Annotated in this window: 16 protein-coding genes; 10 read left to right on the top strand and 6 right to left on the bottom strand. The window is 34.2% G+C overall.

Annotated elements, in window-relative coordinates; translation table 11 throughout:
• Positions 1 to 112 precede the first annotated feature (112 nt).
• Positions 113 to 1735 carry a hypothetical protein gene (locus PBT89_RS03320; RefSeq protein WP_270063384.1) on the top strand — a complete coding sequence of 541 codons (1623 nt, stop codon included), beginning with the start codon at positions 113 to 115 and terminating at the stop codon, positions 1733 to 1735.
• A gap of 26 nt (positions 1736 to 1761) precedes the next feature.
• Here PBT89_RS03320 and PBT89_RS03325 read toward each other — a convergent pair whose 3' ends face one another.
• The 5 genes from PBT89_RS03325 to PBT89_RS03345 form a co-directional block, all read right to left on the bottom strand.
• Positions 1762 to 2190: a VOC family protein gene (locus PBT89_RS03325; RefSeq protein WP_270063385.1), complete on the bottom strand. Its 429-nt coding sequence runs from the start codon at positions 2188 to 2190 to the stop codon at positions 1762 to 1764.
• 9 nt (positions 2191 to 2199) lie between these two features.
• Positions 2200 to 3897 carry a NupC/NupG family nucleoside CNT transporter gene (locus PBT89_RS03330; protein WP_270063386.1) on the bottom strand — a complete coding sequence of 566 codons (1698 nt, stop codon included), beginning with the start codon at positions 3895 to 3897 and terminating at the stop codon, positions 2200 to 2202.
• A 15-nt stretch (positions 3898 to 3912) separates the two neighbouring features.
• A complete protein-coding gene (locus PBT89_RS03335; protein WP_270059117.1) occupies positions 3913 to 4536 on the bottom strand; it encodes a bifunctional nuclease family protein in 624 nt (207 codons plus the stop codon).
• Positions 4537 to 4619: 83 nt separating this feature from the next.
• A complete protein-coding gene (locus PBT89_RS03340; protein ID WP_270063387.1) occupies positions 4620 to 5588 on the bottom strand; it encodes an electron transfer flavoprotein subunit alpha/FixB family protein in 969 nt (322 codons plus the stop codon).
• Positions 5589 to 5640: 52 nt separating this feature from the next.
• Positions 5641 to 6387, bottom strand: coding sequence for an electron transfer flavoprotein subunit beta/FixA family protein (locus tag PBT89_RS03345; RefSeq protein ID WP_270059115.1), 747 nt, complete (start codon positions 6385 to 6387; stop codon positions 5641 to 5643).
• Positions 6388 to 6694: 307 nt separating this feature from the next.
• Here PBT89_RS03345 and PBT89_RS03350 point away from each other — a divergent pair, with 307 nt between their 5' ends.
• From PBT89_RS03350 to PBT89_RS03375, 6 genes are all read left to right on the top strand, one after another.
• Positions 6695 to 7672 (top strand): pyruvate dehydrogenase complex E1 component subunit beta, encoded by a 978-nt coding sequence (locus PBT89_RS03350; protein WP_270063388.1) that lies wholly within the window; start codon positions 6695 to 6697, stop codon positions 7670 to 7672.
• A 62-nt stretch (positions 7673 to 7734) separates the two neighbouring features.
• Entirely contained in the window at positions 7735 to 10221 is a 2487-nt protein-coding gene (locus tag PBT89_RS03355) for a DUF5686 and carboxypeptidase-like regulatory domain-containing protein (protein WP_270063389.1), read from the top strand.
• A 68-nt stretch (positions 10222 to 10289) separates the two neighbouring features.
• Positions 10290 to 10802: an inorganic diphosphatase gene (locus PBT89_RS03360; protein WP_270059112.1), complete on the top strand. Its 513-nt coding sequence runs from the start codon at positions 10290 to 10292 to the stop codon at positions 10800 to 10802.
• 140 nt (positions 10803 to 10942) lie between these two features.
• The gene (gene ku / locus PBT89_RS03365; RefSeq protein ID WP_270063390.1) at positions 10943 to 11719 is read left to right on the top strand and encodes a non-homologous end joining protein Ku; all 777 of its coding nucleotides are present in this window, start codon (positions 10943 to 10945) and stop codon (positions 11717 to 11719) included.
• A gap of 2 nt (positions 11720 to 11721) precedes the next feature.
• Complete coding sequence (gene ligD, locus PBT89_RS03370) at positions 11722 to 14142, top strand: DNA ligase D (RefSeq protein ID WP_270063391.1); 2421 nt, start codon at positions 11722 to 11724, stop codon at positions 14140 to 14142.
• A 35-nt stretch (positions 14143 to 14177) separates the two neighbouring features.
• Positions 14178 to 15215, top strand: coding sequence for an App1 family protein (locus PBT89_RS03375; protein ID WP_270063392.1), 1038 nt, complete (start codon positions 14178 to 14180; stop codon positions 15213 to 15215).
• Between the two features lie 22 nt (positions 15216 to 15237).
• Here the strand turns inward: PBT89_RS03375 and PBT89_RS03380 are convergent, their stop codons facing one another.
• Positions 15238 to 15804: an RNA polymerase sigma-70 factor gene (locus tag PBT89_RS03380; RefSeq protein WP_270063393.1), complete on the bottom strand. Its 567-nt coding sequence runs from the start codon at positions 15802 to 15804 to the stop codon at positions 15238 to 15240.
• Positions 15805 to 16101: 297 nt separating this feature from the next.
• Between PBT89_RS03380 and PBT89_RS03385 the strand changes: the two genes are divergently transcribed.
• From PBT89_RS03385 to PBT89_RS03395, 3 genes are all read left to right on the top strand, one after another.
• Positions 16102 to 17214, top strand: coding sequence for a FecR family protein (locus PBT89_RS03385; RefSeq protein WP_270063394.1), 1113 nt, complete (start codon positions 16102 to 16104; stop codon positions 17212 to 17214).
• A gap of 77 nt (positions 17215 to 17291) precedes the next feature.
• The gene (locus PBT89_RS03390) at positions 17292 to 20651 is read left to right on the top strand and encodes a SusC/RagA family TonB-linked outer membrane protein (RefSeq protein WP_270063395.1); all 3360 of its coding nucleotides are present in this window, start codon (positions 17292 to 17294) and stop codon (positions 20649 to 20651) included.
• 24 nt (positions 20652 to 20675) lie between these two features.
• Positions 20676 to 22106 (top strand): RagB/SusD family nutrient uptake outer membrane protein, encoded by a 1431-nt coding sequence (locus tag PBT89_RS03395; RefSeq protein WP_270063396.1) that lies wholly within the window; start codon positions 20676 to 20678, stop codon positions 22104 to 22106.

Here is a 22106-nt window from a genome sequence, read left to right on the forward strand (position 1 = left end):
CGCTAAAATAATGAATTTGGATTACAGTAATACTAGATTACGAAAGCATTTGTTATCGCTGATTTTTTAACTAATTATTTAGTTGTATATTGCTACTATAAATTTATCAATCATGAGCCATCGCAACTATTACTTCATACTTTTAATTTTTTTTATCCTTTCAAGCTGTAGTACTTATCATCATTTAGCTGAATATAACTATGTTAATGGGGCTAAGCTTATAAATAAAGAAGCAGCGATTTCTGTTCAGTATTTTGGGGATACGCAGTTCCTTCCTTTAAAACAAATTGATAAAATTTCACTTCGAAATTTACTGAAGAAATACTCTTTTCTAAATAAGAAAGATCTTCTTTCGTATTCCAAAATAACGATCGCACCCAGATATACGGCATATTTATTTCTTAGGGATTATGAAAAAGATATAGATAATTTAGAATTTCCCATAAAAGATACGGTAACGAACTCGGTACTATTTCAAACTGCTAATAATCAAAAAAGGGCTTATCTATTATTAACAAGGGATGATAGTATGAATATTGAAGGTGTTATTAAAGATGGAAAAGAAATTTTAAAAAGTTTTCAATTTAAGATAGATAGTAGTAATGCTTTAACCTATTCCAGTGTTTTCGAAAGCGTAAGGAAAGATATTAATTATCTACGAGCAAGTGAAAAACTAATAAATGCGCCAGTTGAAGATAGCCTTGGGCAAGACTGGATGCAATACCAGTTTTTGACTACCATCAATTCTTTTATGCAGAATAATACAATGTATGATAGCCTGATTAATGTATTTGAACAGAAGAGAATAAGTAAACAAAAAGTAAATATAGCAAGTATTGATACCTCAAAGATTTATTATAATACCTCTGCCTTGAATAAAATTGCAAAAGAATCGAAATCTACCAACGTAGTTATGGTGAATGAAAATCACTGGTATCCAAAACATCGAATATTTACAATTCAATTACTGAAGAAATTAAAAAAGAACGGGTTTAATTATCTGGCACTTGAATCTTTGAGTAGTTCTTTTCAGGCTTCAAAGATTAATGAAGACCGACCTTATCCTACATTGAGTTCCGGCTACTATATTCAGGAATCATATTTTGCACATCTTATAAGGATAGCAAAAGAATTGGGATATAAAATTACCGCTTATGAAAGTAGCGATAAGGCGATAGATAGAGAATTAGGACAAGCAAAAAAACTTGCAGAGATTATAGAAAATGATCCAAAAGCTAAAATCCTGGTACACGCTGGGATCGATCATATTTTGGAAGAGCCAACCAAAAACGGGAAGCGAATGGCTGTTTACTTCAAAGAGATCACTGATATAAATCCTTTGACGATAAATCAGGTTGAATTTATTGATAAAACGGCTAATAGCCTTACACTAATACCATTTGATGAACTGCCACCAGGGCAAAAAAAGATAAATGACTATTTTTTGATAAACAATATACCTACTAATTTAAAAAATACTTACCCTGAAAAAGAATTTAAAAACTATAAGCTGAATTTAAAAAACTACGATTTAGAAGATACCTTATTGTTGAAAATTTATAATAAAGAAGAGTTTGATATTTACAAAAAGAATGCCGTGCCGGTTCTTAATTTAAAAACGGAAAATTCTGATGATCTAGAAATCGCACTACCCGTAAATGATTATGTTCTTATTGTTTTAGGTGAGGAAGGGGAAACATCAAAAGGAGAAATAAGTTTAAAAGCAGAAATATAAAAAGTATTAGACTTAGATCAGATTAATTATTCCTGAATGTTTTCATCATAACACACAAATTCGATAATATTATTTTCCGGGTCTTTGATAAAAACAGATTTCCATTTAATCCACGGGAAAACTTCAGTAGTAGATTCGAGATTTAGCTCTTCAATTTTCAATAAAAAATTATCATAATCTTCTTTTGCAATTTCAAGCGCAAAGTGATGTAATGACGAATTTTTAGAATTTATGTCACTTAGTTTTTCCCCGAAAGCTGTTGCATTTTCATTGTGAAATAATGCAAGTGTCTGATGATGCCCTGCATTCCCTTCTGCAATTTTGAAAAAGGTGAATTTTTCTGAGTTTCGAATAAGTTCTAAACCAATAGCTTTGTGATAAAATTCAGTCATAATTTCCATGTTATTTACTCTAATAACAATTTCACCAAGACTTTTTATCTTTCCTTTGATCATGCTAAATTTCTACCCAATAATCATTCCTGCAATAGTTGCTGAAAGTAAAGAAGCTAAAGTTCCACCAATTACCGCTTTAATCCCGAATTCAGACAAATTTTTACGCTGTCCCGGTGCTAATGAACCAATACCGCCAAGCTGAATACCAATCGAAGCAAAATTTGCAAATCCGCATAGCATATAAGTCGCCATGATGATTGATTTTTGATAAGTGAAACTTAAACCGGAAGCTGCATTTTTAAGTTCTGCCAGCTGAATATATCCAACAAATTCACTTGCAGCCAGTTTAATACCTAAAAGTTGTCCCATTAACATCATATCTTCCTTTGCAACACCAATAAGCCACATCAAAGGAGCGAATATGGTTCCCAACACGGCTTCAATAGAAAAGGTTTGATATGGAGTGTTTTCAGCTAAAAATCCGTTTAGGTGTGTGAGTTCACCAACTTTAGCAAATCCGTAATTGATCATTGCAATTAAGCCTACAAATACTAATAACATCGCCCCCACATTTGCGGCTAGTTTTAAACCTTCAGTAGTACCAATGGCAATCGCATCTAAAACATTTGAGCCTATTTTTTCTGAAGAAACTTCGACATCTGTATTTACTTTTTCCTGTTGAGGGTAAAGAATCTTCGATATAACAATCGCTCCTGGAGCTGCCATTACTGAAGCTGCTAATAAATGTTTAGCAAATTCCAGTCGTGCAACGGGATCGTCGCCACCTAGAAAACCAATGTATGCGGCAAGAACACCACCTGCAACGGTAGCCATACCACCAATCATTACCAATAAGATTTCAGAACGCGTCATTCGTTCTAAATAAGCCTTAATCATTAATGGTGCTTCAGTTTGCCCTAAGAAAATATTTCCTGCTACGTTTAAACTTTCTGCTCCCGAGATTCCCAGAAGCTTGGTAAGTACCAGTGCAAAACCTCTAACAACAATTTGTATTATTCCGTAGTAAAAAAGAATAGACGTTAATGCGGAGAAGAAAATAATGGTTGGTAATACCTGAAATAAAAATATATAACCAAAACTAGAGGTATCCATAAGTCCGCCTAAAAGAAATTCGCTTCCTGCAGCGGTAAATTCTAGGATTTTTACGAAAATTTTACCTACAAATTCAAAAGTAGATTGTACCCAGCCAATTTTTAAAACTCCGTAAGCTAGCAACAATTGCATTGCCAGGCCGATACCAACTGTTTTCCAGTTAATGGCTTTTCTATTACTACTACACAAAAATGCTAACAAAAGCAGCGAAAACATACCTAATATACCGCGTAATATTCCTGTAGTTGTAATTCCCTGATTGGCGATAATTTTTTTTGAAGTTTCAGCAGGAATAATTTCATTAATTTCTTGCTGATGTTCGATAAGTTGAATTCCTTTTTTTCCACTTTTAAGCACCATGGAAGAGTCTGATAGTTTAGTGACTCTATAATTCACCATGTTCTTTTTGGGTTGGGTATAGAAGAATACCAAAATATCGTTTTGGAACATATAATCACCACGAGAAATAGTGTCTTCTTCTTTGGTGAAATTAAATCTTCCGTTGTTTATGGTGAGAATGCTGCCCTTTTGAAAAATGTCGTTAGAAAGGCTATCTACGTTCGTTTCGATCTTCCAGCTTTTCGTAATACTTTGAGCCTGCAATGCTTGAAAACTCAAAATTATTAAAAAAAGAAAGCATAATAATCTCTTCATATTTTAAGTGGGGTGTTATTGTCTCTTAGAGATTTCATCTCTTAAACTGGCAGCTTTTTCGTAATCTTCGTTTTGTACAGCCTGTGATAATAAACTTTCAAGTTCGCTTAAGGATAACTTCTTATAATTATTATCTTCTTTTGAAATTTCTATGTCGTCTGATAGTAATTCTTCAGAAATAATTTCTTCACGATCTTCCTCTTTTTCTCTATGTTGTTTCTCTTCACCCTGAAGAAAAATACCTGCTTTTTCAAGGATATTTTTATAGGTAAAAATAGGAGCATCAAATCTTAAAGCCAATGCAATGGCATCGCTTGTGCGAGCATCGATAATTTCTTCGATTTTATCGCGTTCACAAATTAGGCTTGAATAAAAAACACCGTCTACTAATTTGTGAATGATGACTTGCTTTACGTTAATTTCAAAACGATCAGAGAAATTTTTGAAAAGATCGTGGGTTAAAGGTCTTGGAGGCCTAATTTCTTTTTCCAGCGCAATGGCTATCGATTGGGCTTCGAACGCACCAATTACTATAGGTAATTTTCTATCCCCACCAACTTCATTTAATATAAGAGCATACGCTCCATTCTGGGTTTGACTGTATGATATTCCCTTGATATTCAGACGCACTAAACTCATATTCCATAAATTAAAAAAGGCTGTCTAAATAGGGCATTTTACCGGATTTAGACAGCCCTTTAAAGGGGTGCAAGTTATAAAATTTATGCGTTTTTCTCTTTAAATTCTTTCAATTTTTCATTTAGTTTAGGAACAATTTCAAAAGCATCCCCCACAACTCCATAATCTGCAGCTTTAAAGAAAGGCGCTTCTGGATCGTTGTTAATCACAACTTTAGTCTTAGCGGCGTTAATTCCTGCTAGGTGTTGTATTGCTCCAGAAATTCCAACCGCGATATAAAGATTAGACGCTACAGGCTTACCGGTTTGTCCCACGTGTTCGCTATGTGGCCTCCAGCCCATATCACTAACCGGTTTAGAGCAGGCAGTGGCAGCGCCAAGGATATCTGCCATTTCTTCTATCATTCCCCAATTTTCTGGACCTTTAAGTCCGCGACCACCAGAAACAACAACTTCTGCATCGGCGATTGTTACTTTATCTTTGGCTTTATCTACCGATTCCACTTGTATTTTAAAATCTTCTTCTGAAAATTGAGGTTCAAAAGCTTCACTTGATGCAGCACCTTCACTTTCCTTAAGTCCGAATGCATTTTTGGATAAGCCTAAGACTTTAATGTCTGTAGTTATCTCTGTAAATTTAAAAGCTTTATTCGTAAAAGCTGTCCTTTTTACCTGAAATGGAGAAGTGCTTTCTGGTAAATCCGTAACATTTGATACATATCCAGCTTCTAATTGCACTGCCACTAAAGGAGCAATGTATTTGCCATTAGCAGATTGGCTTAATACAACCACTTTTGACGATTCTTTTTGCACTGCTTGTTTTATAGCATCGGCATAGGCGCTTGCATTAAAGTTGTTTAGTTTATCGTTACTAACGTTCAAAACTTTATCTACACCATATTTACCTAATTCGCTGGTGTCTTCTGTGTTAAAAGAGATCGCAGTTAAACTGGTTCCCATAGCATCGGCAACACCTTTTGCATAAGAAACAACTTCTAGCGCTCCTTTTTTAAATTTTCCGTCTTCTGATTCTGTATATACTAAAACTGACATTTTTCTAATTTTGAAATGATTAAAAATCTTCTTGAAAATCTGCTAAAAGAAATTAAATAACTTTAGCTTCATTGTGAAGAAGATCGATTAACTCGTCTAGATTATCGGCATCTATCATTTTGACCGATCCTTTTGGAGCAGGTTTTTCAAATTTAACTGCTTTAGTGGCTGTTTCAGCTCCTGCGGGCTCCATAACATTAAGAGGTTTTTTACGCGCTTGCATGATTCCTCTCATATTAGGGATTTTAAGATCACTTTCTTCAACAAGACCTTTTTGTCCTCCAATAACTAATGGTAAGCTCGCGATTAGCGTTTCCTTTCCTCCGTCGATTTCTCGAGTTGCTGTGGCTTTATCACCTTCAACTTCAAGAGCAATACACGTATTTATAAAGTTAGCTTTAAGTAAACCTGCCAACATTCCAGGAACCATTCCGCCATTATAGTCTATAGATTCTCTTCCGCAGATAATAAGATCGTAATTTCCTTCACCTGCTACTTTGGCTAATTCTTTAGCTACCTGAAATCCATCAGTAGGAGTAGTATCTATTCTAATTGCAGAATCTGCGCCAATGGCAAGAGCTTTACGTAAGGTAGGTTCGGTTTCTGCACCGCCAACATTTATAACATCTACACTTGCGCCTTGTTTTTCTTTAAACCACATGGCACGGGTTAAACCAAATTCATCGTTTGGATTTATAACAAACTGAACTCCGTTAGTGTCAAATTTACTATCACCATCGGTAAAGTTGATTTTTGAGGTTGTATCAGGTACGTGGCTAATACACACTAATATTTTCATATTTTTAGTTCTTTATATTAAACGTATTGATTACGAAGTTACATAAATAAATTCAGGAATACTATGCATGCATAGTAAAATTTTCCTAAAAATTAGCCTGTAATTTAATTAAAGCTTAAAATAAAGGGTATTAGTTGAGGTTTTAGTAATAAATTATAGGTTTTGTTGGTGATATTTAAGGTGTGAGAATTTTGATGAAATTAAGTTGATCGTAAATCTAAATTTTTAATGGTTTATGTGGTAAAAACTTTATTGAATTACTATTTTTGTTTTCCTAAAGTCATAAATATTAATATTAAGAACTATAATGAAGACAATTCAATTTAGGGAAGCCGTTCAACAGGCTATGAGCGAAGAAATGCGCAAAGATGAGTCCATTTACTTAATGGGTGAAGAAGTAGCCGAATATAACGGTGCATACAAAGCTTCTAAAGGAATGTTGGATGAGTTTGGGCCAGATAGAGTAATAGATACACCAATTTCTGAGCTTGGATTCTCAGGTATAGGTATTGGTAGTGCCATGAATGGTAACCGTCCTATTATTGAGTTCATGACCTTTAACTTTTCCCTGGTTGGAATCGATCAAATAATAAATAATGCCGCTAAGATTCGCCAAATGAGTGGTGGGCAATTTAATTGTCCTATCGTTTTTAGAGGGCCAACAGCTTCAGCAGGTCAGCTTGGTGCAACACACTCTCAGGCTTTTGAAAGTTGGTATGCTAACTGTCCTGGTTTAAAAGTAATTGTTCCTTCTAATCCTTACGATGCAAAAGGACTTTTAAAATCGGCAATTAGAGATGATGATCCTGTAATCTTTATGGAAAGTGAGCAGATGTACGGTGATAAAGGAGAAGTGCCAGAAGAAGAGTACGTAATCGAGATTGGAAAAGCCGATATTAAGCGTGAAGGATCTGATGTAACTATCGTTTCTTTTGGTAAAATTATCAAAGAAGCTTATAAAGCGGCAGATGAATTAGAGAAAGAAGGAATTTCTGCGGAAGTAATCGATCTTAGAACTATTCGTCCTATGGATCATGCTACCATTATCGAATCTGTAAAGAAAACAAATCGTTTAGTAATTCTTGAGGAAGCATGGCCATTTGGAAATATTTCTACTGAAATTACTTATCAGGTACAGGAACAAGCTTTCGATTTTCTTGATGCACCAATCATTAAAATAAACACAGCCGATACACCGGCACCATATTCTCCAGTTCTTCTTAAGGAATGGTTGCCAAATAGTGAAGATGTTGTTAAAGCTGTAAAAAAGGTAATGTACAAGTAATTCAGATAAACTATCTTTGACCCCTCATCCCCTAAAAGATGAGGGGTTTTTTGATTATATATATGAAGTACTTTCTTTTATCTACCCTGTTTATTTTTAGTTGTTTACATGTCTTTTCCCAAACGGATATTAGTGGAGTTGTAGTAGATGAAGACGGAGCAGGAATACCTTTTGCTAACGTTATATTTACTGGCTCTAGCGAGGGTACTACTACAGATGAAGATGGTAACTTTTCCTTATCATCTCAAAAAACATATACTTCAGTAAGCTTTTCTTTTTTGGGATATCAGTCCAAAGACGTTAGTCTTCAAAACAAATCTAATAAAGATCTAAAAGTAACGCTATACGCTTCTTCAGAATCACTTTCCGAAGTTAAAATTTATAAAGGGGAAACTTCTAAAAAGAATAATCCGGCTATTGATATTTTACGTAAAATTTGGGCAAACCGTAGAGGAAACGGCGTTAAGAAATTTGATCAATATGCTTATCGTAGATACGAAAAGCTCGAATTCGATTTAAATACTATTGATAGTTCACTTATCGAAAGCCGAATTTTCAATGGGATGGAATTTATTTTCGAAGATCTCGATACCAATAGGATTACCGGTAAAACCTATTTGCCAATATTTTTAAATGAATCGGTAAGCAGAGTATATGGCGATAATGAAACCGGGCAAGAATTAACTGAATTAAAAGGAAATAAAAACTCAGGATTTAGCGATAACCAAATGCTAATTTCTACCGTTCGTGATATCTACGATGAGATTGATGTTTACGATAACTACTTAAAATTTTTTGATAAGAATTTTGTGAGTCCGCTTTCAAAAACAGGAATTAACGTTTATAACTACGTTCTTGCAGATACCGCTTATGTAGATGGAAAGTACTGCTACAATATTGTTTATTACCCTAGACGGGAAAATGAACTAACTTTTAGTGGAGATTTTTGGGTAAATGATACCACTTGGGCAATTAAGGATATTAATCTTGATATGTCTGAAGGTGCCAATTTAAACTGGGTTAAAGGTGTTTATATAGAGCAAGAATTTGAAGTATTAAGTGATTCGGTTTTTCTTCTAAAAAGGGATTTCTTTCAGGCAGATTTTGCATTAAGAGAAAAAAAAGAATCACGGGGTGTTTACGGTAAGCGAACTGTACTTTATGATGAATATGAGTTTAATAACGAACGTCCTTCTTCATTTTATAATAAACAGGTTAATCGCTTTCGCGAAGAAGTTTATAACAGGGATAACGAATTTTGGGAAACCAACAGATTAGAAGAATTAAACGGTGACGAGCGTGGGGTCTATGATATGTTGGATACACTAAGAACGGTAAAACAGTTTAAACGATTGTATAACGTCTCTACCGCTTTGGCTACCGGTTATATAGATTTTGAAGGTTGGGATTATGGTCCGGTTTTTTCTACTGTTGGGTTTAACGATGTTGAAGGTGTTCGAATACGAGGAGGAGGTAGAACCTACTTTTCTCAGCATGATAAATGGCGACTAGAAGGTTACGGAGCTTATGGATTTAAAGACGATAAATTTAAATACGGTATACAGGGGAAAGTTTTACTAGATCCAGAAAACCGCTTAATTATTACCGCTGGTAATCGTAGAGATGTAGAGCAATTAGGCGTTAATTTAACCAATACTACAGATGTTTTAGGGCGTAGTCTTGCTTCTTCAGCTTTAATAAGTACAAGTTCAAATAATAGTTTAAGTTCTATAAATCTTACTGTTTTTTCTGTAGAAATTGAACCCTGGGAAAATTTAAGTTTTAGAGTTAGCGGTTCTTATCGTGAAGTAGAAGCAGCTTCAGAAGGTTTTAGTTTAGACTATTATACCGATGCGACCAGGACAAATTTATCTTCAGAATTAAACCAGACAGAAATTTCTAATCTTATCATGTATACTCCGGGACGTACAACTTCTGGATATGGTGTAGAACGAGAAGTCGTAGACGATGATCACCCAACGCTTTTTTTAAATTATACATTGGGAATTAAAAATCTTTTTAATAGTGATTTTGATTATAAAAAATTACAGCTTTTTTATAATCAGCCAATAATGGTTGGAGGATTTGGTAGAGCAAATGCTAGTATAGAGGCCGGTAAGACATTTGGCGAAGTACCTTTAGCTTTACTAAGTGTGGTGCCGGGTAACCAAACCTATTTTCAGCTTTATAACACATTTTCGCTATTAGACTATTATGAATTTGTAACCGATACTTATGTTGCCGCTCATTTTGAACATAATTTTAATGGTCGATTTTTTTCAAGGATACCTTTGTTAAGAGATTTGAACCTGAGAGAAATTGTAGGAATTAGAGGAGTTTGGGGACAAATTTCTGAGGATAACAAACAATTAAATGCATCTGGGATTCCTTTGGTAGCGCCTAATGGAGAACCTTATTGGGAGTACAGTGCCGGTGTAGGAAATATTTTTAAAATTATTAGAATAGATGCCCATTTTCGTGGAAACTATTTTGATAATCCCGATGCGCGATCGTTTGGAGTTACCGTGAATTTCGGTTTTCACTTCTAAATCAGCCTTTTTAAATACATATTTCATTATATTTGATAATCTATTAAAGTTCAACAAAAACAAAAAAAATGTCAGAAACTTTTGATGTACTAATTGAAATTCCAAAAGGAAGTAGAAATAAATATGAGTACGATTTTCAATTAAAAAAAGTACGTTACGACAGGATGATCTTTTCTTCAATGATGTATCCTGCAGATTATGGTTTTATTCCAGATACTTTAGCTTTAGATGACGATCCTTTGGATGTATTGGTGCTTGTTAGCGAACCTACGTTCCCAGGGATTGTAATGGAAGTAAAACCAATTGGCGTTTTCCATATGGCAGATGAAAAAGGACCAGATGAAAAAATTATTTGTGTACCAGTATCAGATCCTATTTGGAATCGCTTAAATGACCTTAAAGAATTAAATGGTCACTTAATTAAAGAAATCGAACATTTCTTTAAAGTTTATAAAGACCTTGAAAAGAAAAAGGTTGATGTTGGTGGATGGGGCGATGCTGAAGAAGCTAGAAAAATCATCGAAGAATGTGTTAAACGATACGAGAATTATGATGGCGATAAAAACCGTCTAAGATTGTAATTCTAGTTTATATTTAAGATTACAGATTAAAGCAATAACTAAAGGTTATTGCTTTTTTGTTTTCTAAGCGTTTCTTTTTTAACTTCTTTACAACGTATCGCGGCGATTATTTATACTAACTTTCCTTTAAATGATAATCTATGAGATCGATATGGAATGGTTCAATAAGCTTTGGACTGGTGTCAATACCAATTAAATTATATTCAGGTTCAGAAGATCGAAAGTTAGATCTTGATATGCTGGATCGTCGTGATAATAATAGAATACGGTACAAGCGCGTCAACGAAGATACCGGTAAAGAAGTAGAATGGAAGGATATCGTTAAAGGCTACAAAAAGGACGATGGTTACGTGGTACTCGAAAAAGAAGACTTCGAAAATGCCAATATGAAAAAAAGTAAAACCATAGATATCGAGGAGTTTATCGAAGAAAAAGCGGTAGCCGATGTACTTTTTAAAAAGCCTTATTTCTTAGAGCCGCAAAAAGAGGGCGGCAAATCTTACAATCTTTTAAGGGATGCTCTAAAGAAAACCAAAAAGCTAGGTGTTGCTACTTTTGTAATGCGTCAAAAAGAACATTTAAGTTTGGTAGGCGTGTATAATGATGCATTGGTGCTTCATGTAATTCGGTTTGCAGACGAAATTCGTGATCCTTCAGATTTAAAATTGCCTAAAACTAAAGTTCAGAAGAAAGAGGTAGATATGGCAATTTCTTTAATCGATCAATATACCACAGATTTCAGTTTCGATAAATTTAAAGATGTTTATAATGAACAATTGATGAAGATTATTAAATCTAAATCTTCAGGAAAAACCACTAAGCCAGAAGAGTTTGACAGCAAACCAACGCCCGCAAAAGACCTCATGGCACAATTAAAAGCTAGTTTAGATAAAAAGAAAAAGAATAAAGCTTCCTGATTTTGAGTCTAGACGAGTACAAAAAGAAACGAAATTTTGAAAATACTCCTGAACCTGATGACGATGGAACTAGTGAAAATCTAAATCGTTTTGTAATACAGCGACACCAGGCAACACGTTTGCATTACGATTTAAGATTAGAAATTGGTGGCACGCTAAAAAGTTGGGCCGTTCCCAAAGGACCGTCTATGAATCCGATGGATAAAAGATTAGCCGTGCATACCGAAGATCATCCAATCAAATATTTAAAATTTCAAGGGGAAATTCCAAAAGGAAATTACGGGGCCGGCCAAATGGATATTTGGGACGCTGGGACATTTTCTAGCAAGCTTGATTCTAAATCGGTTTTAGAACAATATGAAGATGGAGATTTAAAAATCACACTTTCAGGCGGGAAATTAAAAGGTGATTTCGCTTTGGTGCATACCAAACAAGGCAAGGAAAATCATTGGTTGTTAATAAAGAAGAAAGATCAATTTTCAACCGATTTAATTTATGATGCTGAAGTTTATGCTGAAAATTCTTCCGAAGAAAAAGCAAGTAAAGCAAAGCCGAAGGTAAGAACGCTAAAGCCTGAAGATACCGTAAAACCAATGTTGGCCACTACAGCCAAAGAAATTTTTAATCATCCCGATTGGATTTACGAATTAAAATGGGACGGTTATCGATTAATAGCCCATGTCGATGATGGCGATGTAAGGATTTATTCCCGAAACGGAATTAATTATAGTTCTAAATTTCCATTATTAGTTAAGGATTTAAAACAATTAGACCATCAGGTAATTTTGGATGGAGAAGTTGTAATTGTAGATAAAAATGGGATTCCAGATTTTCAGGCGCTGCAAAATTACGATCAAAACACTCCGGGTACATTGAGATTCTATGTTTTTGATATGCTTTTTCTTAATGGTCACAGCATGTTGGAACTTCCGCTTAAAGATAGAAAAAGTCTAATTCCGGAGATTTTAGAAGATTTAGATTATACGTTTTATTGCGATCATATAGAAGGTATGGGAACAGCGTTCTATAACAAAGCCGTCGATAACGGTATGGAAGGCGTAATCGCTAAAAAAGCAGATTCTACTTATGCTCCCGGCTATAGAACTGAAAGTTGGCTAAAAATTAAAGCTGTTGAAAGTGAGGAAGCCTTAATTTGTGGATATACCAACTCTAAAGGCGCTGTTTTTGGATCATTGATTTTAGGAATGTACCAGGATGGAAAGTTAAAGTATGTGGGGAACTGCGGAAGCGGATTTTCTAATGCACAGCAAAAAGAATTACTTCAGAAAATGGATAAATTGACTTTGAAAGATTCGCCATTTTCATCTAAAATTAATTTGAAAGGAAGAACACCAAATTGGATAAAACCCCAACTAATTTGTGAAGTGAAATTTTCTGAATGGACCAAAGCCGGCTCCATGCGGCATCCTGTTTTTAAAGGACTTCGCGAAGATAAATCAACTATAGAAATTAAGCCTGAGGAAAAAACCGAAGCCCCGGAGCCAGAAAAAGTGAATGGAACTTCAGGAAACTTGGATATCGGTGGGATTTCAGTTCCTTTTACGAATCTTAATAAAATCTATTGGCCTAAAGACAATATCACCAAATATGATCTTATAGAATATTACTTGCAGGTTTCAGAGGTTATGCTTCCTTATTTAAAAAATCGCCCACAAAATTTACATCGACATCCAAACGGAATTCAGCAAAAAGGTTTTTATCAAAAAGACAACGAGAGTTTACCAGATTGGATAAAAACAACAAATATTTATTCTGATTCTTCGGAAAAAAATATAGAATACATGCTTTGTCAAAATGAAGCTACCTTACTTTATATGGCGAATTTGGGATGCATAGAAATTAATCCTTGGCATTCTAAAGTTGAAAATTTAGATACGCCTAATTATGGTGTGATAGATTTAGATCCTTCAGCTAAAAATACATTTGGAGATGTTATTGAAACTGCTAAAGTTGTGAAAGAAGTTTTAGATTCAGCTAAAATAGATGGATATTGCAAAACTTCAGGATCAAAAGGCGTGCATATTTACGTTCCTTTTGGAAAGAATTATTCTTACGAAGAGGGTAGGGATTTTATAAAATTAATATGTTATCTGGTTCAGGAAAGATTGCCCGAGCTAACAAGTATGGAACGCGCAGTGAAGGCGAGAAAGGATAAAATTTATCTCGATTATTTACAAAATCGCAGAGGACAAACTATTGCAGCTCCTTATTCAGTGCGACCAAAGGCGGGAGCAACAGTATCGACACCCATAAGTTGGGATGAATTAAAAAGCGGACTCAAAATTTCAGATTTCACTATTTTTAATGTTCCCGAAAGAATTTCAGAAGTTGGCGATCTGTTTGAGGGCATTCTCAAATCTAGTATAGACATGGAGAAGGCCTTAGCGAATTTGAGTGAATAAATAGCAACCAACCCCAAAGCAACCAAACAAATTTAATGTTTAAAAGAGTAAAAAAATTATTAGGTAGATATAAGAATTTGGATCAGGTACTAGTTGTTCCTTATAGAAGTTATGGCACGTATTCCAGACTTTTTGTGAAAGGCCGTGTGTTAGATAATGCGCCATTAAAGATCCATCAAGATCAAAATACCTGGAAAACATTCGTAAATACATACAAGCAGTTTGATAGTTTTGAAATTCCCGATGCTAAAATTGAACTTGAACTTCCCGGTAAAATCAAATTGGAGACCACAACTGATGATGAAGGGTATTTTCTTTTCAATCAAACTTTAGAGAACAATATTTCTGAATTATCGAATGACGAAGGTTGGGTAGATTACCACTTGTATTATCGTGAAGAATTAGAGCCAAAAACCGAACTTTTAGGAGATCCTTTTGAGGGGCAATTTTTAATACCCGCTGCAGATGCCGAATATGGTATTATTAGTGACATAGATGATACTATTTTGCATACAGGAGTTACGTCTTTCCTAAAATGGCGTTTGCTGAAAAATTCTTTACTAACCAATGCTTATAAACGCATGCCTTTAAAAGGCGCACCAGATTTATATAAGCTGTTACATAAAGGAAAAGCTGAGGGTAATCGTAATCCTATGTTTTATCTAAGCAACAGCCCGTGGAATATGTACGAATATCTAAAGTTGTTTCTTGATTATAATGGATTTCCCAAAGGACCAATTTTACTGCGTGATATAAGAACACCTTTTGATACGACTATAAAGCCTGAAAAGCCTCACAAACAGCGCGAGATTTTTAATATTCTAAATACTTATCCAGATTTGAAGTTTATTTTAATTGGCGATAGTGGCGAGCATGATGCTACGATTTATACTGAAATTGCTGCGCAACATTCTGATCGTATACTAGCTATTTATTTAAGAAGTGTATCTAGTAAAAAAAGTATGAATCGTGTAAAAAGTATTATCGATAATTTTGATTCTACGCCTGTGCTTATGGTAAACACCTCTGCAGATGCTTTGGCACATGCGCGTCAAAATGGGTATATTAACTAACTATTTGAAGAATAGAATAGGCTTAAAGAAACATAAAGATTAGAAAAACAAGAAGTTCTCTTCTAAGAAGCCGCATTGCTCTGGAAATATGGTCTTCCACGGTTTTTTCAGAAATTTTTAAATAAGCTGCGATTTCTTTATTTCTAAGATTTTCATTCTGCTTCAATAAAAACACTTCTTTACATTTTTCGGGCAATTTTGTAATGGCTTTATGTAGAAGTTGCTTTTTATAAGCTGTTTTTTCATCTGATTCACTTTCAGATTCTAAAACGCTTTCAAGATATAATTCATCGGTAAGTAAAATCGTATTTCGTTCTTTTCTATATCTGTCTATAAAGTTATTTCTACAAAGGGTAAACAAGTAAGCGTCGATTACGGTATCTTCAGCCAAATTCTTTCTTTTTTCCCATAACTTTATAAAACTTTGTTGTACAATATCTTCAGCGACGGCTTTGTCTTTGGTGTATCCAATTGTAAAGGCTAAGAGTTTTTCATAAAATGCGTCAAAAATATACCCAAAAGTATTCTCGTCGCCTTTTTTTAGCGAAATAAGAAGTTCTCCATTTAAAGAATGTTGAGAGGTAGACACTTTATTTTAGATTTCCGGGAATGTCTTCAAAAGTAAGCAACTCTACGAAATTCTTCTTCCGTAGCGATAATTTTTGTTCTAAATTATATTGAACAGAAAGAATTGTAAAAAAATGCTTTGAAGATTTATTATTTATACTGCTTTTAATTCGAGTTAAATTAATCATTTTTTAATATAATACATCTATTAACTATAATTTAATATTAATTTGAATAATGTGAAAAAAATCAAAATTTGAGCAGGGGATTTGCTGATTCCAAACGTTTTTAAGTAAAACAGTGCATAGTTGAAGCTGAAATGAAAGAATTAGAATATTTAATTGAAAGATATATTGATGGTAAAATTACCTCTAAAGAATTGGAGGAATTAAACCGTCTACTAGAACACGCTGGTAATAAGGACCATTTTAAAAAAATGGTAGGATTGAGTTATGAGCTAAATTTGGAGCGTACACGTAGAAGCAGTAATAATAAAGATGCTGTACTGAAAAACATCAAACAAGCTACAACTCCTGTTAAATCGATAAATTTTAGAAGCTACTTAAGTATTGCAGCGGTATTGATTGTGGCGCTGGGCGCCACTTTGTTTTTCTTTTTTCAGAAGAAGGCTGTTAGTGAGGAAGAACAATACGTCACGATTGAAATGGAAGATGGCGCTAAAGAAGTGCTTAAAAATACAGATTTTCAGATAAAAACTGAAGCTGACGAAATTATAGTTCAGCAAAAAGGAGATACCATAAAATATTCAGCGCTAGCGAATACTATCGCTATTAGTCAAAACACCTTGAAGGTTCCTAAAGGAAAGAAAATGGTAGTTGAACTTGCAGATGGAAGTATTGTTCATTTAAATTCCAATAGTAAGTTATATTATCCAACTGGTTTTAAATCTAATCAAAATAGAGAAGTACGATTAGAAGGCGAAGCATATTTTGACGTTTTTCATGATGAAAGTAGACCATTTATTGTGCATGGAGAGCAATTAGATGTAGAAGTGCTGGGGACAAGTTTTAATTTCAGCTCTTACAACAATAATTCTTACGCTTTTGCTGTGTTGATCGAAGGTAAAGTTGCAGTAGAAAGACAAAGAGAAGCTACGGTTTATTTAGAACCTGGAATGATGGCGAGCTATTCCAAAAAATCAAAAACACTTAAAACTTCTGAAGTTGATACTGATGTTTACACGGCATGGATGGACGGAAGATTGGTTTTTGAAGAACGCTCTTTTGAAGATATAGCAAATACTTTAGAGCGTAAATTTGATATACAAGTAAAATTTGAAGATGAAAAATTAAAGCATGAACGCTTTACGGCGAAATTTGAAAATGAAAGTATTGGTAAAATTTTAGAGTCATTTAAACAAAGTTATGATTTTGAATATTCTATAAATGAAAATCAAGTGATCATACGTTAAAAAAACAGGATATGCTGGCACATATCCTGTTGAAATAGTGTGATTTATTAAACCACAATTATCTACAAACTAAAAGTATGAAAAAAAACTCTATTGCAGAAGGGCCAAGGATTTTATGGCCTAAATTTAACTACACCTTAAAATTAAGTCTTATCACCATTCTGTTTTCAGTTTTAAGTGTTCAGGCTAAAGCGTCCTCACAATCGGTTAAAATATCTATTGATGAGCATCAGATAAGCTTAAAAAAGTTATTTAATAAAATTGAAAGGATTACCGATTATTCTTTCCTGTATCACGTTGGTGATATCGATTTATCTCAAAAAGTAGATGTTGAAGCGAAGGATGAGCCTTTAGAAGATATTTTAACTGAAGTTTTCTCAGCTACAGGTATTGATTATTCTCTAAACGATACACAAATCATTCTTAAGCCGAGTAAGCCATCTGTAGAATCTACAACAACAAATCTTAGAGAGACCAAAAATTTACAAAGTCTTGTTAGCGGAAGAATAACTAACGTCGACGGTGAACCTCTAATGGGAGTTACTGTAAGAATAAAAGATAAAAACCGAGGAGTAATAACCGATGAGAATGGTAAGTATGCTATAACTGCTGCAATCGGCGAGATTTTAGAATACAGTTCTATCGGTTATGAAAAGGCATCCGTTAAAGTAAGCAATACAGATCCGTTAGATATTGTAATGAAAGAATCTGTAAATGGCCTGGATGCCGTTCAGGTAACCGCTTATGGTAAAACTTCTAAAAGATTTAATACCGGTAATATTACAACTATTACAGGAGAAGAAATTCAAAAAAGTCCGGTAACAAATGTTTTAGAAGCTGTTCAGGGTAAAGTGCCAGGGGTTTATATTCAGCAAACCAATGGGCAACCTGGGTCTCCTGTTAGTATACAGATGCGAGGTCTGAACTCTATTAGTGTTAATCCTAATACACAGCCATTAGTAATAATAGATGGAGTACAGTATCCGTATGGAAACTTGCCGACAACTCAAGGAACAGGTACTCTAACCGGAGGGAATGCCTTAAATTTTATTGATCCTAATAGTATAAAAAACATCAACTTTTTGAAAGATGCTGATGCAACAGCAATTTATGGGTCAAGAGGATCAAATGGTGTAATTTTAATTACCACTAAAAAAGGACGAGTGGGTAAAGCGCAAATTTCATTTTCTTCTAGAAATGGAGTTTCTTTTAGAGGGAGAAGTCCTGAATTATTGAATACTAATGAGTATTTAAATTTAAGGCGGGAAGCAATAGAAAATGCTGGGTTAACTCCTCAGGCAAGCGATTGGGATCTTGAAAGATGGGATCCAAATAATGAAACCGATTGGACAGATTATTTTTTAGATGGTGCTGCTTTTACGACTGCCAATAATGTAAGTTATTCAGGAGGTTCAGAAAATGTATCTTATTTGGTAAGAGCTAACTATAATTCGCAAGAGAATATTCAAAATGCTAATGGGAAAAATGAAACCGGCGGGGTTCATTTTAACTTGAATGTAAATAGCAATGATCGTAAGTTTAGTTTGGGATTAACAGGTACTTACAACACAACTAAAAATACGGTAGTTCCATTTAATAATTCATTTCTTTTAACGGCTCCTAATGGACCACAGTTATATAATGAAGATGGAAGTTTAAATTGGACAGATTATAACGCAGGCGGATACCGAAATCCTGCCTCTATTTATGAATTGGTTCATGAAAATAAAACGGACAATTTCATTTCAAATGTAAATCTTAAGTATATACCAGTTAAAGGTCTTGAAATAAGCACCATGGTAGGTCTTAACGTTTTATCTTCTAATGAAGTATTTGGAAAACCAGATTCATATTACAATCCAGGTTTTTATCTGCCTAGTAGTAGTGAGCTAAGTGTTTCTAAATTAAGAACCTTGACGATAGAGCCTAATATTAGTTATACTACTAGTTTAGGCGATTTTGGTGAAATTACCGCTAAAGTTGGAGCGACTTTAATTGACAAACTGACTGAGAAAAACGATATATATGGTACCAATCTATTAAATAAAGCGGTAATAAAAAATCCAACGATGGCTAACCCAGAGGATGTCAGTAGCAGATATTCTAGTACAACGAATCGATATATTGGTGGATTTGGGATATTGAATTATAATTTAGCAAATAAGTACCTTTTAAACTTTAATATAAGAAGAGACGGCTCCACTAAATTCGGTCCGGGAAATCGTTTTGGAAATTTTTGGTCTGCTGGTGCCGGTTGGATTTTAAGTGAAGAAGATTGGTTTGCAGAATCATTAAATTTTATAAGTTTTGCAAAATTGCGCGGAAGTTACGGAACTAGTGGGATAGATGGAATAGCTAATTATAAATATAAAACGATATATGAATCTGGTTATTCTTATAACGGAAATATTGGATACTTATCAAGCGGACCGGCAAACCCTGACTTGCATTGGGAGAAAACGACCAAAGCTGAAATTGCTGTTAATTTAGAGTTTTTAGAAGGACGAATTTCAGTAACTGAAAGTTATTATGATAATAAAACTGATAATCAATTAGTACCTTTCCCGGTTTCAATAGTAACAGGGGTTAATTCCATAACTATGAATTCACCTGCGGAAGTGAGAAATTGGGGGCACGAAATCACCCTAAATACTAAAAACATAATATCTCAAAATTTTACTTGGTCTACTAGCTTTAATATTACATTACCAAAAAATAAATTAGTTTCTTATCCTGCAGATTTAACTTTAACTAATCCAAATCTTGAAGTTGGTAAATCTATAAACGGAAAGAAAGTATATAATTACCAAGGTGTTAATCCGGAAACTGGTAATTATAATTTTTGGAAAGATTTAAATAATGATGGTCAAATTACAAATAATGAAATCGGCGAATGGGAATCGGGCACTGATGCATTAGATTATAATCAGGATCGAACTGAATTTGTAGATTTAAATCCGAAATTTTTTGGTGGTTTTCAAAATAGTTTCAGGTATAAAAATTTTAATTTGAGCGTACTGTTTTCATTTACTAAAAAGAAAGCACTCAATTTTATAGGGTCTCAAACCGATCAGCCAGGTACATTTAATACAAATATCGCTAAAGATATTTACGATGCTCGTTGGCAACAACCAGGAGATATTACAAATGTAGCGAAACCAAGAGCTGGTTATTTAGGATATACCAATTTTGCAAATTTTAATAATAGTTCTGGTGCATATTCTAATGCTACTTACGCTCGATTGCAGAATGTAAATTTAAGTTATGATTTCCCTTCAGAAATTACTGATAAAATAAACTTCAACAGTATTCGTGTCTATTTACAAGGTCAAAATCTTTTAACCATTTCAAATTATGATGGCTACGATCCAGAAACCCTTGCTGCAGGAGCGGCACCTTTACGCACGGTAGTTTTTGGTCTTAATTTCACTTTGTAGTCTTCAATATAAAATTCAGAAAATATGAAAATCAACATATATAATATAAAATTAATAGCGTTTTTAGGAGTCGCCTTTTCTCTATCCAGTTGCGAGGATTATTTAGATATTCCAGCACCGTCTAATGCATTTTATGAAGAAAATACTTTTGTAAACGACGCTACTACGGCGACTACTATTAATGGTGTTTTAGCGCAGTTATCCGTAAATTATTATTTATCGAACCTATCTTTATATACAGGGCTTTATACAGATGAGTTTACTTTGAATCTAAATAATGCGATAACTTATCAACGTTTTTATAATAACGATTTAACTAGTAATAATGCCCCTAGTGCATGGTCCGATTTTTATCCTTTAGTATATCGTGTAAATGCGATCATAGAGGGGATAAATGATACAAATGCTGCGCTCTCTAATAAAGATCAATATCTGGGAGAAGCTTATTTTTTAAGAGCATTTAGTTTTTATTATTTAACCAATATATATGGCGATATAGCTTTACCTACAACTTCAGATTATATTGTTAATAATAAATTATCTAGACAGCCTCAAGAAGAAGCATTTCAGCAGATAATCGCTGATTTGGAGATGGCGGAATCTTTACTTTCTGAAGGTTATGTAACTAGCGATGGTTCAGAAACTTTATCTCAGGCAAGACCTAATAAAATTGCTGCACAGGCATTGTTGTCGAGAGTTCTTTTGCAAACCGAGAATTGGGAAAGGGCAGTGGAAATTTCATCAGCTATATTAAATCAATCGGGACAATCTTTAGTTGATACCGAGAATGTTTTTAAAACTGATAGTGGCGCTATGATTTGGGAATTAATGCCAAATAATAATCCTGATTCTTACATGAAGTACGTTCCAGACTACAATATTTATTTTGGATGGAATTATGGTTTTAGTCCTGTTGAAGTTGAATTCGGGAATGCTCCGGTATATTTAAGTGAAAGTCAATTAGATGTTTTTGAAGAAGGCGATCAGCGTTTTGAAAACTGGGTGTATCCAGTAGAATTACCTGATACAACTTATTATTTACCTTATAAATATCAAACGAAAACTGCAGGCGAAGAAGCAAGTGCGATATTACGTATTGCAGAACAGTATCTCATAAATGCTGAAGCAAATGCTGAAATTGGAAATTTAGGAGCTGCAGTTACAAGTATCAATGCAGTGCGAAATCGCGCGGGATTACCTGCTATTACCGCAAATTCTCGGGAAGAAGTTTTAGCCGCAATCATGAAAGAGAGAAGAGCTGAGTTTTTTGCAGAAGGAGGTTATCGATTTTTTGATCTAAAAAGAACAAATACGATCGATGAGGTAATGAATGATGTTGTAAAAGAAAAGACCAAGTTTGGAGAGGTAACATGGGATAGCTATAAGCAATTTTGGCCTATATCTTATAGCGAAATAAACGCGAATCCTAACCTGGAGCAAACCGAAGGATACTAA

The sequence above is a fragment of the Zunongwangia sp. HRR-M8 genome (assembly GCF_027594405.1).
In the GTDB taxonomy this organism is placed as follows: domain Bacteria; phylum Bacteroidota; class Bacteroidia; order Flavobacteriales; family Flavobacteriaceae; genus Zunongwangia.

Bases quoted from the DNA above. Each gene is read 5' to 3' on its own strand.
- PBT89_RS03330 (WP_270063386.1), bottom strand. From the start codon at position 3,897: ATGAAGAGATTATTATGCTTTCTTTTTTTAATAATTTTGAGTTTTCAA.
- PBT89_RS03345 (WP_270059115.1), bottom strand. From the start codon at position 6,387: ATGAAAATATTAGTGTGTATTAGCCACGTACCTGATACAACCTCAAAA.
- PBT89_RS03355 (WP_270063389.1), top strand. From the start codon at position 7,735: ATGAAGTACTTTCTTTTATCTACCCTGTTTATTTTTAGTTGTTTACAT.
- PBT89_RS03340 (WP_270063387.1), bottom strand. From the start codon at position 5,588: ATGTCAGTTTTAGTATATACAGAATCAGAAGACGGAAAATTTAAAAAA.
- ku (WP_270063390.1), top strand. From the start codon at position 10,943: ATGAGATCGATATGGAATGGTTCAATAAGCTTTGGACTGGTGTCAATA.
- PBT89_RS03385 (WP_270063394.1), top strand. From the start codon at position 16,102: ATGAAAGAATTAGAATATTTAATTGAAAGATATATTGATGGTAAAATT.
- PBT89_RS03320 (WP_270063384.1), top strand. From the start codon at position 113: ATGAGCCATCGCAACTATTACTTCATACTTTTAATTTTTTTTATCCTT.
- PBT89_RS03335 (WP_270059117.1), bottom strand. From the start codon at position 4,536: ATGAGTTTAGTGCGTCTGAATATCAAGGGAATATCATACAGTCAAACC.
- PBT89_RS03350 (WP_270063388.1), top strand. From the start codon at position 6,695: ATGAAGACAATTCAATTTAGGGAAGCCGTTCAACAGGCTATGAGCGAA.
- PBT89_RS03390 (WP_270063395.1), top strand. From the start codon at position 17,292: ATGAAAAAAAACTCTATTGCAGAAGGGCCAAGGATTTTATGGCCTAAA.
- PBT89_RS03375 (WP_270063392.1), top strand. From the start codon at position 14,178: ATGTTTAAAAGAGTAAAAAAATTATTAGGTAGATATAAGAATTTGGAT.
- PBT89_RS03395 (WP_270063396.1), top strand. From the start codon at position 20,676: ATGAAAATCAACATATATAATATAAAATTAATAGCGTTTTTAGGAGTC.
- PBT89_RS03325 (WP_270063385.1), bottom strand. From the start codon at position 2,190: ATGATCAAAGGAAAGATAAAAAGTCTTGGTGAAATTGTTATTAGAGTA.
- PBT89_RS03360 (WP_270059112.1), top strand. From the start codon at position 10,290: ATGTCAGAAACTTTTGATGTACTAATTGAAATTCCAAAAGGAAGTAGA.